This is a genomic window from Methanosarcina mangrovi, from assembly GCF_052057765.1.
Taxonomy (GTDB): Archaea; Halobacteriota; Methanosarcinia; order Methanosarcinales; family Methanosarcinaceae; genus Methanosarcina.
The window spans coordinates 3,790,471-3,804,051 of record NZ_CP195120.1; the positions used below are offsets into that span (position 1 = coordinate 3,790,471).

Annotated in this window: 14 protein-coding genes; 7 read left to right on the plus strand and 7 right to left on the minus strand. The window is 45.7% G+C overall.

Annotated features, from left to right (window positions below):
- Nucleotides 1-38: 38 nt before the first annotated feature.
- From ACSAZL_RS16740 to ACSAZL_RS16755, 4 genes are all read left to right on the plus strand, one after another.
- Nucleotides 39-1,001 carry a lysylphosphatidylglycerol synthase transmembrane domain-containing protein gene (locus tag ACSAZL_RS16740; RefSeq protein WP_440945734.1) on the plus strand — a complete coding sequence of 321 codons (963 nt, stop codon included), beginning with the start codon at nucleotides 39-41 and terminating at the stop codon, nucleotides 999-1,001.
- Nucleotides 977-2,107, plus strand: coding sequence for a glycosyltransferase family 4 protein (locus ACSAZL_RS16745; protein ID WP_440945735.1), 1,131 nt, complete (start codon nucleotides 977-979; stop codon nucleotides 2,105-2,107). Before ACSAZL_RS16740 ends, ACSAZL_RS16745 begins: the two co-directional genes overlap by 25 nt.
- Nucleotides 2,082-2,798: a polysaccharide deacetylase family protein gene (locus ACSAZL_RS16750; protein WP_440945736.1), complete on the plus strand. Its 717-nt coding sequence runs from the start codon at nucleotides 2,082-2,084 to the stop codon at nucleotides 2,796-2,798. The genes ACSAZL_RS16745 and ACSAZL_RS16750 overlap by 26 nt, the downstream gene beginning before the upstream one ends.
- A 128-nt stretch (nucleotides 2,799-2,926) precedes the next feature.
- Entirely contained in the window at nucleotides 2,927-3,250 is a 324-nt protein-coding gene (locus tag ACSAZL_RS16755) for a carboxymuconolactone decarboxylase family protein (protein WP_048180005.1), read from the plus strand.
- A 183-nt stretch (nucleotides 3,251-3,433) separates the two neighbouring features.
- On the opposite strand, the gene ACSAZL_RS16760 is transcribed toward ACSAZL_RS16755, so the two are convergent.
- Nucleotides 3,434-4,363 (minus strand): SPL family radical SAM protein, encoded by a 930-nt coding sequence (locus tag ACSAZL_RS16760; protein ID WP_440945737.1) that lies wholly within the window; start codon nucleotides 4,361-4,363, stop codon nucleotides 3,434-3,436.
- A gap of 222 nt (nucleotides 4,364-4,585) precedes the next feature.
- On the opposite strand from ACSAZL_RS16760, the gene ACSAZL_RS16765 reads away from it, so the two are divergent.
- The 3 genes from ACSAZL_RS16765 to ACSAZL_RS16775 all read left to right on the plus strand — a co-directional run bounded on the left by ACSAZL_RS16765 (nucleotide 4,586) and on the right by ACSAZL_RS16775 (nucleotide 7,863).
- The gene (locus ACSAZL_RS16765; protein ID WP_440945738.1) at nucleotides 4,586-5,731 is read left to right on the plus strand and encodes a radical SAM/SPASM domain-containing protein; all 1,146 of its coding nucleotides are present in this window, start codon (nucleotides 4,586-4,588) and stop codon (nucleotides 5,729-5,731) included.
- A gap of 96 nt (nucleotides 5,732-5,827) precedes the next feature.
- Entirely contained in the window at nucleotides 5,828-6,859 is a 1,032-nt protein-coding gene (locus tag ACSAZL_RS16770) for an L-histidine N(alpha)-methyltransferase (RefSeq protein WP_440945739.1), read from the plus strand.
- 32 nt (nucleotides 6,860-6,891) lie between these two features.
- Nucleotides 6,892-7,863 (plus strand): dimethylarginine dimethylaminohydrolase family protein, encoded by a 972-nt coding sequence (locus ACSAZL_RS16775; RefSeq protein WP_440945740.1) that lies wholly within the window; start codon nucleotides 6,892-6,894, stop codon nucleotides 7,861-7,863.
- Nucleotides 7,864-7,905: 42 nt separating this feature from the next.
- Here ACSAZL_RS16775 and ACSAZL_RS16780 read toward each other — a convergent pair whose 3' ends face one another.
- The 6 genes from ACSAZL_RS16780 to ACSAZL_RS16805 all read right to left on the minus strand — a co-directional run bounded on the left by ACSAZL_RS16780 (nucleotide 7,906) and on the right by ACSAZL_RS16805 (nucleotide 13,411).
- Complete coding sequence (locus tag ACSAZL_RS16780; protein ID WP_440948883.1) at nucleotides 7,906-8,502, minus strand: UbiA family prenyltransferase; 597 nt, start codon at nucleotides 8,500-8,502, stop codon at nucleotides 7,906-7,908.
- Nucleotides 8,393-8,872, minus strand: a complete 480-nt coding sequence (locus ACSAZL_RS16785) for a hypothetical protein (protein WP_440948955.1) — start codon at nucleotides 8,870-8,872, stop codon at nucleotides 8,393-8,395. The genes ACSAZL_RS16780 and ACSAZL_RS16785 overlap by 110 nt, the downstream gene beginning before the upstream one ends.
- A gap of 194 nt (nucleotides 8,873-9,066) precedes the next feature.
- On the minus strand, nucleotides 9,067-9,960 hold the full coding sequence (locus ACSAZL_RS16790) for a prenyltransferase (RefSeq protein ID WP_440945741.1): 894 nt from the start codon (nucleotides 9,958-9,960) through the stop codon (nucleotides 9,067-9,069).
- A gap of 792 nt (nucleotides 9,961-10,752) precedes the next feature.
- On the minus strand, nucleotides 10,753-11,475 hold the full coding sequence (locus ACSAZL_RS16795; RefSeq protein WP_440945742.1) for an amino acid ABC transporter ATP-binding protein: 723 nt from the start codon (nucleotides 11,473-11,475) through the stop codon (nucleotides 10,753-10,755).
- Complete coding sequence (locus tag ACSAZL_RS16800; RefSeq protein ID WP_440945743.1) at nucleotides 11,459-12,154, minus strand: amino acid ABC transporter permease; 696 nt, start codon at nucleotides 12,152-12,154, stop codon at nucleotides 11,459-11,461. The genes ACSAZL_RS16795 and ACSAZL_RS16800 overlap by 17 nt, the downstream gene beginning before the upstream one ends.
- 369 nt (nucleotides 12,155-12,523) lie before the next feature.
- Nucleotides 12,524-13,411 carry a basic amino acid ABC transporter substrate-binding protein gene (locus ACSAZL_RS16805; protein ID WP_440945744.1) on the minus strand — a complete coding sequence of 296 codons (888 nt, stop codon included), beginning with the start codon at nucleotides 13,409-13,411 and terminating at the stop codon, nucleotides 12,524-12,526.
- Between the last annotated feature and the right edge of the window lie 170 nt (nucleotides 13,412-13,581).

Consider the following 13,581-nt stretch of genomic DNA (forward strand, 5'->3'; position numbering starts at 1 on the left):
GGGAACTCCCACTCAAAACCTGTTACGAGGGTGTACTGTTGGACCGGGGAGCCTTAAGACGAGGCGTTGCAGTTATCTTACTGCTTATAACAGCATCGATTCTTGTATATGTTCACTGGACAGAAATAACACTTTTTCTGGAGGAAAGCCGGAAGATGCTCCGGCAAATCCAGATCCGTTATTTTGTCCTGGCATTTTCAGTCTACCTTCTGAGTGTATATTTCTTTGCGATTCGCTGGCAAAAGGTGCTCTCTTCCATCGGGTACGATCTAAAAGCAACAGACCTTTTGCCCGTTTTCTTCGGAGCAATATTCGTGAATAACTTCACTCCGGCGAGCAGGTTTGGAGGGGAACCTCTCCGAATAATCTGGGTTAATCGACGCTTTGGTATCATCCATACCCATGCCCTTATAACGATCCTCTTCGAAAGGCTGGTCGAAGCAATTCCAGTTTCCCTGCTATTTCTCTATTCGCTTTATTTTTTCCCTTTCACCAGGAATATCTTCCAGCTCCATAGAGGTATGCTATCGTGGAGTACAGCCCTTTTCCTTCCGTTATTCCTCCTTGGAGCAGGGACAGGAACCTGGTTATTCCGAAAAAGACTTGAGCCCTTTCTGAACAGGCTTCATCAAAATTGGAAACAGCTACGCAAATCTTTTGTTTCTGTGCTCCTGCTTTCGTGTGGAGTCTGGGTTCTTGATATTGTGCGCCTGGAAATGGTCGCCTCAGCCCTGAAACTCCCCATCCCCCTGCATATTATAGCAACGGTTTCGATCTTTTACCTCGTACTCGGATGCCTCCCTATCACACCTGGCGGGCTTGGAATTGTCGAAGGAGGACTTGTCTACCTGCTCCTGTATTTCGGGCTGCCTCTTGCATCTGCTGGTAGTTTTGTGTTTCTTGAACGTCTCATATCCTATGGGCTCAGTAGCATGATAGGGTTTCTGTATCTGTCTTATTACGGAGGGGTTACGGCATGGAAAAACACAAAATCGCGCTGATCAGCGATTGGTATTTTCCAAAGGTAGGGGGAATCGAATATTCCATACACGCCCTTGCAAAAACCCTGAATCAGCAGGGTCATGAAGTACATGTCATTACCAGAAGTTATCTGGGCATCCCGGAATACAACATCAGAGACGGAGTTGCGGTAATCAGAATCAAAAGTCGCCCCTTTCCCGGACAGCAACGATTTCTGATGCCAGGTGCGTATAAAGAGCTCTACAAGCTTCTTAAAGAAGGGAATTATGACATTATTAACTCTCACGGACTGGACTCTCCGCTCGGCATGATAGCCCTTATCGCAGCCAGAAAACTCGGGATTCCCTCGGTAGTTACCAATCATTCCCTCGTAGGACATACGCCGCTTCGTCTTTATCTGTATCTTGCAGGAAAACTACTTGTAGGAAATGCCGATGCTGTAATTGCTGTCAGTTCGGCAGTTGAAAAGGATACGAAACTGATGACAAAAAAACCCGTTTACAGGATCTTCAACGGTATGGAATATGAGGAAAGTAGCCCCATAGTCCCTCTTCCTTTTGACAGAAAAGGAAAACTTGTAATCGTAACGGTCGCCCGAATGACAAAAAAGAAAGGGGTCCAGAACCTTATAGAAATTGCATCTACGTTCCTTAAAAAATATGAAAACCTGATATTTCTGATGATAGGCGACGGCCCCCTTCGAAAAAATCTGGAAAAAAAAGTGGAAGAATCCGGTTTGTCCGAAAACTTCTACTTTACAGGAGAAGTGCCCCGAAAGACGGTACTGGAATATCTGGAACAGGCAGATATCTTTGCCCTCCCCTCCAGTGATGAAGCCTTTGGAATTTCGATTCTGGAAGCGATCTCAAAAAATGTCCCTGTTGTGGCAATGAACCATAGCGGAGTCTCAGATATTATCAAGCACGGAGTAAACGGTTACCTTGCAAACGACCTTTCGGAATTTGAATCCTGCGTTCGGAACCTGATAGAAAAACCGGCTTTAAGAGCCGAGTTTGCCCGAAAGGCTGGCGAAGGGCTTTCAAATTACGATTGGAACAAAATCTATGAACAGACCTGCCAGGTATATAGAGAGGTAATTTATGAAAAACATCACCATAACAGTTGATGTGGAAGAAGACTGCCCCCCCATGCTTACAAGTACATGGGGAATGGAAGAAGGGATGCCAGCACTGCTGGAACTCTTCAAAAAAGAAGGAATAAAGGCTACTTTCTTTGTGACAGGTATGATGGCAGAGCAGTATCCGGATCTTATCTGCCGAATCCCGGAAGAGGGACATGAGCTGGGCTGTCACGGATATACCCATGCCCGTTTTGACCGTATGGGGAAGGAAGAGGCAAAAATTGCCCTGAAGCAGGCGGGAAACGTGCTCAGGCAGTTCGAAAAGCGGGTTGTCTCCTTCAGGGCTCCGAACCTTCAGTTCCCGGAAAGCTACCTTGGATTTCTGGAAAAAGAGGGCTTTCGGTATGACTCCTCCCTTGCGGCTTACAAACCCCCTTTTTCCCAAAAAGCAAGAATAAAGAGCAAAATAATCAGGATTCCGGCAACTATTACCTCCTCTTTTCTGAGATTACCCCAGGATATTTTTCTCCCATTGATCAGGCATATAACAGCTCCTGTAATTTTTGTCCATCCCTGGGAATTTGTGGATATGTCCGGAATGTCTGTACGTCCGGACTGCAAATTCAATACCGGAGAAAAAGCCCTTAAAAACCTTAAGGCTCTGATACATGCTTCTAAAGCTGAAAACTGCCTTTTTTTAACTCTGGAAGAAAGAGCATCCCTCGAGAAATTATGAGCTGGGATTAAAAATGATGGTTTCAAAAGATTTTGAACTAATCCTTAAATATAAAAAAACATCATAATACCTGTACCGCCTTAACAGCGTGAACCTGCAGGTGTGCGGGTAAAAAAGGAGCTGTAGAAATGAGAATGCTGGAAGAATTTTTCCCCGAATTCACCCAGAAGCTGGACGAGATTGACCAGCTCTATGCCGAAAAAAGGATGATTGACGAAAAGACCTATCAGTTCATCTGCTTTGCCCTCTCGATCAAAGCCAGGTCAAAACCCTGCGTCCTGAAGCACTTCAAAGGTGCCCTCGAAGCAGGAGCTACAGTCAAGGAACTCTCATACATCTTTGCCCTGGTCATGCGGGAAGCTGCAGGAGCCGACGACTGCTGGACTCATGACGTAATCGGCGACTGGAAAGAGATCCTGAAAGGCAACATTTCCTGTAGCTGCGAAAAATAAAGAAAAAACATTCGCAGGAAAAGGTTTTCGAATTTACATAAACCGGCAGCCAAAAGTTAGAGCTTTCGGAACTTGTTTTCCCATATGCATATCCGAACCGATAGGTAAAATCTGAGGCATGAAAGTTCAGATTTTTGTTTTCCTTTTTTAAATGCTTTTATGAAAAGCTCAAAAATAAGTTCCTTAAAAATCAGTGAGCTTAAGCTGCCTAGAGTGGGAAACCCCTGTTTCCACGGGTTTCATATAGTCCCCTGAAAGCCGGTATTTTTCCATAAGAGTCCTGAGACTCCCGTAAAGTTCAGCTTTATAGCTGCTGTCGGCTCCTCCTTTTGCATACAGCCTGTGGTAAGGGGCAGAAAATTCGGGGAAATTGCGGGCAAGGAAATTGAAAAAATGCTTTCTGGTTTCGCCTCTGAGATAAAGGACTCCCGGAAGGGCGTAATCTACCTTACATTCGGCCGCAAGGGAAAGAATTTGTTCGAGATTTTCAGGGCTGTCCGTAAGAAAAGGGAGTACAGGCATCATATGTAGCCCGGTAGTAGCCGCTGTATCTTTGAAAGTCCTCAGGACTGAAAAACGTTTTTCCGGAGAAGAAGCCAGGGGTTCCAGAAGAGAGCTGAGCGTTTTATCCATCGTAGTGACCGTGACCGCGACATTTACGTATGTCAGTTCGGCAAGTTCCTCAAGCAGGTCAAAGTCTCTGAGGATAAGGTCCGATTTTGTGGAGATGGTAACCGGGTTTTTGTGCTCGATCATCAGCCCCAGGACTTCCCGCATCAGACCGTACCTTGCTTCGACAGGCTGGTAGCTGTCGCACACCCCGCCTATGTTGATTATCTCTTTTTTCCAGGACCGGGCTCCAAGCTGTTTTTCAAGTGCTTCTGCAATGTTTGCTTTCACATAGACCTTCTGGAAAAAATCAGAGTTTTCTTCAACCGAACATGCGGGCTTTTCTGCTTTTTCCAGATAGCTGTGAGAATAAATTGCATAACAGTAGTTACAGCCGTGCTCACATCCCCTGTAAAGGTTCAGGTCCCAGCGGAAGGGCAATTTGAGCCTGCTAGTTTCCTTTATTTTATTCAGAGCGTTTTTAACCTGAATTTCTTCAAACATCCCGGAATAAGATTGGATTGAAAGCTATAAGAAACTTGAGAACAGAATAACTTAGAATAAAATAGGCAATTTCAATAAAAAAATGGGGCAAAACATTTGAAAAGACAAAAACAAATCCGAAATAAAAAATAAAAACATCAGAACAAAATCAACCATCTGATCTCGAAAATAACACTTAGTTTCTTGCAACTTGATAAAGGGGGGATATATATACCTTTTAATATGTTGGGGAAAGAGTTAAAGAATTTAGATGTGCTGAGCCTGCTTTCACCGCCTCCCGTCCTGAGGGGATACATGTACGGGGCGCAGGAAGCCTATGAAGCGCGGGACTCAAACAGGCTTTTAGCCATACGGCTTGAAACAAACACCTCATGTAACCTCCACTGTCGCTACTGCTATGCACAAAGCGGAGAGGATTCGGTAAAAATAGCGGATTTTAATGTCCTTAAGCGCATAATATCCGAAGCAAAAGAACTCGGGATCAGGTCTGTGGTTGTGATCGGGGGAGGAGAGCCGACTCTGTACCCGAACTTTAGAGAATTGATTGCCTACATTGATTCCCTCGGAATCGTACCGATGCTGTTTTCAAACACTGTTTTAATGACAGAGGAGCTTGCAGGCTTCCTGTACGAACACAACGCCTCTGTCATGGGAAAGCTCGATTCCCTCAGGCCTGAGGTCCAGGATTATCTGGCAGGCAGGGAAGGGGCTTTCGAGGATATAAAAACCGGGCTTGGAAACCTCCTGAAAGCAGGCTTTTCAAAACCCGCAGAGCCAGGAAAACTCCGCCTGGGAATCTCTTTTGTGAGCAATAAACTGAATCTTGAAGAGATCGAGGAGATCTGGCATTTCTGTCGGCAGAATAACATCTTTCCCAATATGGAGATCCTTACGCCGACGGGCAGGGCAAATGACGAACTTGAAGATAAGTTGCTCACAGCCGATGAGATAAAAGACTACAAGTTAAGACTCCTTGAGATAGACAGGAAATATTACGGGTATGACTGGCTGCCTTATACTCCTATCACTGCAAGCGGTTGCCTTCAGCACCTTTACAGCCTGTACATCAATATAGAAGGGAATGTCAGGCCCTGTGCGCCCACGAAACTGGACGAACATCCTGCACTCAGGGTTAACGGGGAATATCCCTATAACGTAAACAGGATGAGCCTGAAGGAGATATATGACTCCGAGCTCTTCACATATGTAAGGAATATCGACAAAGTGCTCGAAGGCAGGTGCGGGAACTGCGAATACATCAAAGAATGCATAGGCTGCCGCGGGTATGCCTACAGCGTCGGGATAAATAACGGAGCCGATCCGCTTGAAGCCCTGAGGATGGAATGCCAGCAGTGCTTCAAAGAATGATAAAATAACAAAAACCGGATCCAGGCAAGAAGTCTGAAAATTGCTCAGGTAAGGGGCGCATCTATTAAGAATGGATAGCTTCCGGGAAGTGAGAAGGTGAACAGCACAGGAAAAGCAATATTGGAGCAGGCTCAGGAGCAAGAAGAAAAGATCATAACTATCAGCGAGAAAAGTCCCGAAGAGAAGCTGTACGAGAGCCTGAAAAAGTACGAACTGCCCGATTATCTTCTGTATACAGGCGCAGGAGGGGCAAACAACTGGTTGAAACTGGACGGATCCAGAACGTTTCCTGTTGCCAGGCAGCTCAAAATAATGCTTGAGGAGAATGTTGCTTCGATTGTCCGATTTATTCCTGCATGCATGAGCCTTGTGAGTGTCGGGGTAGGGAGCGGGGAAAAAGAAAGAATTCTTCTCGAAGAGCTGATAAAGAAAAACCGGAATGAAAAACCAGAATCGGAAAAAGTATCAATACGCTATTATCCCGTAGACATAAACAGCCAGCTTGTAGACCTTGCCCTTGAAAAGGTAAAGGACCTGCCTGTGGAAAAGAAAGGGATAGTCGGCTTAATCGAGGACATGCCGCTCCTGAAAAAGCACTGGCATCTCCCGGTGCTGTTCTGCATTCTGGGAAACACCTTCTGCAATTACGAGCCTGAATTCATTCTCAAGCTCGTCCATGAAAACCTTGAGCAGGGAGATCTATTCTTCTTCGATGCCAACCTTCTCCCAACACAGGGTTCCGGGGAAGAGGCACAGGCTGCAAGAAAATCCATCCTGGGCACCTATGCCTCAAGAGAGAACATGCTCTTCAATATGTATCCACTGCTTCATTACGGGATGGCTCCTGAGGATTTCGACTTCGAGCTCTTGCTCGCACAGGTGGATTCCAGGATAGGGGCACTGTGCAGGACCCGGAAGAGCCTGAACATCCTGAAAGATTCTGAGATCAGGATAGGGGAAGAGACCATAAGCTTTAAGGAAGGAGACGTCATCCGCATGGGCTTTACCTATAAATATACATATGACCAGGTTCTCGATTTCCTGGACATCTGCGGGTTTGATGTTCTCAAGGATTTCCTGAGTGAAGACAGGACAAATGTGATGGTCCTGGCAAAAAAACGTATATGAAAAGGACAATAAATCAAAAGGGGGTTCTGGAAATGGGTTGCCAGATAGAAAAATTGAAGGGGGAGAAAAAAAACGGATCAAGTATTGCTTACGGCTGTGATGAACTGGGGAGGCTGAAAAGCGTAATTGTACATACCCCGGGAGACGAACTCACCCTGGTCAACGAATCAAATTATGAACACTGGCTTTACGATGAGGTCCCTGATATTCCCGGATATGTTGAAGAACACAGGCAATATCAGGAACTGCTGGAATCAAATGGGGTCAGGGTCTATGAGCTTTCGGACCATGTGGACGAAAACCGGGAACTGATCCGGAAGATGCCAAATCTTACTTTTCTGCATGATACTGCGGTAATCTCCAGAAAAGGCGCACTCCTTTCAAAAATGCGTCCGCCTGCGCGGGAAAATGAAGAGATTGTCGTAAAAGAGGCCCTGAACAATCTGGGAATTCCCATACTCAACGAGTTCAACGGACGCGAAGGGTTTTTTGAAGGCTGCCTCCTGCTCTCAAAAGATACTATTTTTGTTGCGGATACGGAAAGGCATACCTATCCCTTTATCCGGGAATTTATTTCGAATATCCTTAACGAGTTCGAAGAGGTCATCTATGCCCGCATTCCGAAAGCCAGGCGCTACATGCACCCCGATACCGTCTTCAACAGGATAAGAGAAGACCTGGCTCTTGCTTACCTTCCTGCCTTTGAAGAGACCTGCCTGTTTACGGAAGACTCCAGCGAAAGGATCGGTTTTAAAGCGTACATGCAGGAGAAAGGCATGGAGATCGTCCCTGTTTCGGATTCCGAGCAAAGCCGTCTTGCCTGTTCTTTTGTTCCCCTTGAAAGCGGGACAATTTTCCACTATGACATTGCACTTGACCGGGAAACAAGGAAAAAACTTGCAGAAGAAGGTGTTGAGATTATTCCTTTTCATCCTGAAGCTCTGCTTGCGGGAGGGGGAAGCCTGCGCTGCCATACCCTGAGGCTCTGCAGGAGGAAAAAATAAAGACTTGACGGCCCGAGATCCGAAAAACTAAAAAATTTGCGGTTAGAAAAAGGAGTCAAGGATAATCGAACAGGAATAGAGCACGAGTGAAACGTGGAAAAGGAAAAGGGCAAACAGACCTGCCCTCTGGCTTTTTTCCTTCAAAAGCTTATAGTTTGCAAATCCGAGCACCAGAAAACCGAGCAAAAAACCATAAAGTGCAATATCTCCAAGCTGTTTTAAGAAGAGAAGGGCTGCAAGGTAATGCAGGAGCGTAAAGCCGGAAATCCAGAACAGCGTCCCTTCAAGCCCGTAGAGTACAGGGATTGATTTTATTCCCCTTGCCCTGTCATTTTCCGTATCAATAAAATCATTGACCGCAAGGTGGGCGAGAGTCCAGGGATAGAAAAAGACAAGGTAGAGCAGCAGGGTAGTATCAGGTTTTCCGTAACAGAGATAACCTGCAACCGGAAAAAGAGTAAAGTCCATTCTTCCCACAAGCTGAGCGATGGGAAAACTCTGGTTTTTTCTTTTCACCTGATAAAAGTACTCAATAACGCATGAGGAAAGCATTGTGATAAACACATACAGGGAGTTCGGGTAAGGCAAAGTCGCCATCAGAATCCCTGTTAACGCAGAGAATAACAGGAACAGTGCCAGGGCAAAATCCCGGCGAGAGCCTTCCGGAAGGGAGCGGACGGCTCTTAAAAGGGCGCCAGTAAGCCGTAAGGGAACCTTCAACATCAAGCCGATCCCTTTTCCTGTCGACATAATCATTGAGCACAAGCCCTCCTTCAAATCCGAAAAGTCCTATAAAAACAGCTTTGAAGGTCATTTCCCGGGAAAATTCTCCATAGTTTTTAATAGCAAGGGCAAGACCCGAGTAGAAAAGCAAAACCCAGACAAGAGAGAAATGAGCTCTGGTCAGGTCTATCAAGGCTTTAATAGTCTCTTTCGTCCCTTCAACCTTCGTTCCCTCAACCCCGATAATATAAAAGAGAATTATATGTTTATAGTTTTTGTAAGCCAAAAAGTGGAAACTAAAAACTGTTGCCCTAAAAGCCTGGATAAGTAAGTGAATGGCGAGTAGAAATAGAGAGAAGGAGGGAAATGGCGAGAAAGAAAGGAAGGAGAGAAAAAGGCGGTCAGTTTCAAGCAAACTGTATAAAGCAAATTGTATAAAGCACCTCTGCCCTCATCTGCTCCGATTCCGCCTTTCCCGGATCAATAAATGAAATCAAGAATGATCGAAACCGAATAGATTACCAGAGTCATGTGGTAAACAGGCAATATCTTCATTCCGGCACCCTGACTTTTTTCTTTCCACAGGTAAAGGTTTGACCCTGCAAGGAGTACAAAAGCCGCAAGAAAGCCATAGAGCGCAATAGTCCCGAGTTCCCTGAGGAAGAAGACGGCTGCAAGGAAATGCAGAATCGTAAAGCCCGTAATCCAGTACATAGCCCCTTTTGGACCATAAAGGACGGCTATCGATTTCATGCCCCTTGCCCGGTCGTTTTCCAGGTCGATAAAGTCATTCAACCCGAGGTGTGCCATCGTCCAGGGGTAGAAGAAAATCATATAGAGCAGCACAGTCATATCCGGCTGCCCGTAGCAGAGATAACCCGCTACCGGAAAGAGGGTGAAATCAGTCCTGCCCAGAAGCTGGGCAACCGGGTACTTCTGATCTCTTTTTTTCACCTGGTAAAATGCCTCAACGCCGTAAGAGTACAGCATGATTACAAAAACATAGAGGGAATTCGGGTAGGGAAGGGTAAAAATCAGGGCTGAAGTAACCCCCACAAGCAGGATAAACAGCCAGAAAGCATTTTTGGAAGAGATCTTGCCTGAAGGAATTGGCCTATCTTTAAAAAGCCTCCAGTACCTTGTCATGGTATTTTCCACATCAAGCTTGTCCCTGTTCCTGTCCACGTAGTCATTGAGCACGAAACCGGCTTCAAACCCCAGCAGGCCTATCAGCGCAGCTTTGATGATCAGTGCCCAGGAAAAGCCGCCGTAATTAGCAAAAGCAAGCACCAGCCCGGAACAGAAAATAAGGGGCCAGGCAGGAAGAAAGTGAGCACGGGTGAGGTCGATACAAGCTTTAAGGGTTTCTTTCATTTTTTTGGCCTCAGTAACAATAGTGATGAATAAGGGAAACCATTCCATAAAAATTATGAGTACAGGTTAAGACTGTTGTTTACAAGGAGGAAGTTATGAACTATTGTTACCTGTGCAACCCTACTCACTATACCGAACCTTTCTTGTCCCGGTAGAGTTGCGCCACCCGAGTTTCGCTTCGGGAGCACGAGGTCCTTTTCGGTCGCTTCACTCCCTCAAGAGGACTACTTGATGTTTAAAACAATGAGCTAAGCTCAAGCAGACTATTTGCGGAAAGAAATGAGCTGCGCTCAAGAGGGCTAACTAAAACAATGGTAAAATATAAGAGACGCAGGAGAGCGGTCTTTCCCATAAAAAAGAGAAAGAAAAAAGAAAAAAAAGCCGGCAAGCAAAAACGAATGATGAAAGCTTCAAGAAACTAATATGTAATAGTTACCAGGAAAAACAATAATTTTCTGTTTCTTTTTACATCATTTCTGCTTTTTTTGCAGGGCCGCCAGACAGGTTGGCGGAAGAGTTGATATTTACTTGAATTGAAAAAAGGTTTTGAGCTTAAGTAAAATATTCTCTCAGCCAGGGGGCATTTCCGATAATTATCTCCGTTTATCTCTCTTAATTGCGGCACTGGTTTTTAATTTGTGATTTACTGGGCCGTCAGTCTGGTTCAGGGCCTGCGAGGTGCAGGGAAAGAAAAAATTGAGATTTCCTCTCCGGGTTCCGGAGCAAACTCCCCGATTAATCAGGAACCACTCAAGAAACTACTGAGATACAAAATCTTATCACAAAATCTCGTTACAGCACCTTGCTCAAAAACGACTTTGTCCTCTCGTTCCGGGCATTAAAGAAGATTTCCTGGGGCGTGCCTTTTTCGACTATGATACCCCCGTCCATAAAGAGGACGCGATCTCCGACTTCCCTGGCAAAGCCCATCTCGTGGGTTACAACGACCATTGTCATGCCTTCTTTTGCCAGGTCTTTCATGACGTTTAAGACTTCTCCGACCATTTCAGGGTCAAGTGCGGAGGTGGGTTCGTCAAAGAGCATTACCTTCGGGCGCATGGCAAGGGCCCGGGCGATTGCAACTCTTTGCTGCTGACCTCCGGAAAGGGAACTCGGGTACACATCGGCTTTGTCTTCAAGCCCTACTTTTTTTAGGAGGTCGTAGGCGCGGTCGTAAGCTTCTTTTTCGGGGAGGCCACGGACCTTTATAGGGGCAATCGCTACGTTTTTAAGGGCTGTCATGTGAGGGAAGAGGTTGAAGCGCTGGAAGACCATTCCGACTTCCTCGCGGATCTTGTTGATATTCACATTGGGATCCGTGACCTTTACCCCATCGATCCAGATTTCTCCCGAGGTGGGGGTTTCAAGAAGGTTCAGGCAGCGGAGAAAGGTGCTTTTTCCGGAACCTGAGGGACCTATCACGCAGACGACTTCGCTTTCTTCAACTTTTTCGGTTATTCCTTTAAGGACTTTCAGGTTTCCGAAACTTTTGTGGAGGTTATTCACTTCTATCACTTACACCAAGCCTCCTTTCAATGTAACCGAGTGCGTGAGAGATTCCCATGGTCAATGCCAGATATACGAAGGCAACTGAGATGTATGTGGGGAAAGCTGCAAAGGTCTTTGAGACATAGAGCATACCATTTTTGGAAAGTTCGTGCACGCTAATGATTGCAAGCAGGGATGAGTCTTTCAGAAGGGCGATAAACTCGTTTCCGAGAGGGGGAATAATCAGCTTTACAGCCTGCGGCATGATAACTTCCTTCATGGCCTGCCCTTCGGTCATACCCAGAGAGCGGGCGGCTTCCATCTGACCTCTGTCAACGGATTTGATACCTGCGCGTACGATCTCCGCGTTGTAAGCTCCGCTGTTGATGCTGCATACGGCAATGCCTGCGATAATCGGATCGATCCTGAACGGATCTCCTGTAATCCCGATAATAAGGCCCGGGATTCCGTAGTAAAAAAGCAGGATCTGGACGAAAAGGGGGGTGCCTCGAATAAAATCAACATATATTGTACTGGGAATTTTGAAAACCGATCTTCTGGAGAGCTTGCCGAAAGCTGCAATTGTCCCCAGGATTAGCCCGAAAAATATCGCAAAGGTAGTGACCTCTACGGTGATTACCGCACCTCGCAACAAACTCGGAAATACATTAATAGCGTGTTCAAGATATGACGCTAAAAGAGACAAACTCTAACCTCAGTTACTTCTGAAATATAAATTAAATTACTTTATACGAATAACAAATCTGTTGAGGAGATTTAGTTTACAGTGTACAGGCATCCAGATTTAACTTGAACGGAGAGGTTCCTCCTCAGCAAAATATCCCTGCAAATAGACCGCAGCAGAGCCTTTCAAACATGAGTTTTTTAAGCTGCATCCAGTGCAAATACGCGTTTTACAGAAATACATAACTGAAAACACTTTTCCATTATATAAAACCAATCATTTGTAACAAAGATATCAGTGTACATATTTTGAGAATGATGGGACGCAGGAGAAAAAAGAAAAGAGATGAGAGAGCAGCACAAATGTGCGGGCTCTCGAGACAAATTAAGTTTACTCTTCCATGTAGTTGGGCAGCTTTGTCAAAAGTTCATCGTACTTGCCGCTTGCGGTTACGTTTTCAAGACCGGCATTGATCATTTCAAGGAGCTCGGTGTTGCCGGAGCGGACCGCAAACCCATAGGACTCGCTGTTAAGAGGCTCTCCCACAATCTTGATTACGCCTGGCTGGGCTGCAATGAAAGCTTCTGTAACTGGCAGGTCATTGATCATTGCATCGGCACCGCCGATCTTGAGTTCCTCAATAGCTTCATTCACGTGGGGGAAGTCCTTAATCCCGGCAATGACTCCGGCTTCCTTGAGTTCTTCTGCTTTCATAAAGCCGGTGGACCCGGTCTGGACGGCTACGGTCTTGCCCTGCAGGTCATCGACACTCTGGATCTCGTCGTTATCGACGGTTACTGCAAGAGCCAGGCCTGCAGTGATATAGGGCTCACTGAAGTCGACCTGTTCCTCACGTTCTTCGGTAATAGTCATGCCTGAGGCAATAATGTCAATATTTCCGGTCTGAAGGGCCGGGATCAGGCCGGCAAAGTCCTGGTCAAGATACTCAACCTTAAAGCCCTGATCTTCAGCAATCGCATTCAGGAGATCAATGTCAAAGCCGATCACATTCCCGCCGGAATCCACAATCTCAAAGGGGGGGAACTGGGCTTCAGTGCCTACAATATAGGTCGGCATTTCTCCGGCAGAAACACTCTCTTCAACGCTGGATCCCTCCTCGACAGGGGTAGCTTCTTCGGAAGCTCCTTCTTCGGAAGCTCCTTCTTCGGAAGCTCCTTCTTCGGAAGCTCCTTCTTCACCCTGCTCGGCACAGCCGGCTGCGAAGACGACTGTGGTAACTACAAGGAGCAGTGCCATTATCTTTAACATTTTTTGCATATCAGTACCTCTGAAAACTCTTCCGTAATATTGAGTATGTAAAATAATTAAACTTTTATAAATAGTAAGCTAAAAGATTAATAGCTTTGGATTTTAAATTAATTTCTTCAGATCGCAAAACTAAATTTTTTAAAAGGAAAACTGAACTTAAATAGAAAAACTTTGAAGTT

Excerpts from the sequence above, each read along its gene's own strand:
- ACSAZL_RS16750 (WP_440945736.1), top strand. The coding sequence starts at position 2,082 with ATGAAAAACATCACCATAACAGTTGATGTGGAAGAAGACTGCCCCCCC.
- ACSAZL_RS16790 (WP_440945741.1), bottom strand. The coding sequence starts at position 9,960 with ATGAAAGAAACCCTTAAAGCTTGTATCGACCTCACCCGTGCTCACTTT.
- ACSAZL_RS16805 (WP_440945744.1), bottom strand. The coding sequence starts at position 13,411 with ATGCAAAAAATGTTAAAGATAATGGCACTGCTCCTTGTAGTTACCACA.
- ACSAZL_RS16760 (WP_440945737.1), bottom strand. The coding sequence starts at position 4,363 with ATGTTTGAAGAAATTCAGGTTAAAAACGCTCTGAATAAAATAAAGGAA.
- ACSAZL_RS16745 (WP_440945735.1), top strand. The coding sequence starts at position 977 with ATGGAAAAACACAAAATCGCGCTGATCAGCGATTGGTATTTTCCAAAG.
- ACSAZL_RS16755 (WP_048180005.1), top strand. The coding sequence starts at position 2,927 with ATGAGAATGCTGGAAGAATTTTTCCCCGAATTCACCCAGAAGCTGGAC.
- ACSAZL_RS16765 (WP_440945738.1), top strand. The coding sequence starts at position 4,586 with ATGTTGGGGAAAGAGTTAAAGAATTTAGATGTGCTGAGCCTGCTTTCA.
- ACSAZL_RS16775 (WP_440945740.1), top strand. The coding sequence starts at position 6,892 with ATGGGTTGCCAGATAGAAAAATTGAAGGGGGAGAAAAAAAACGGATCA.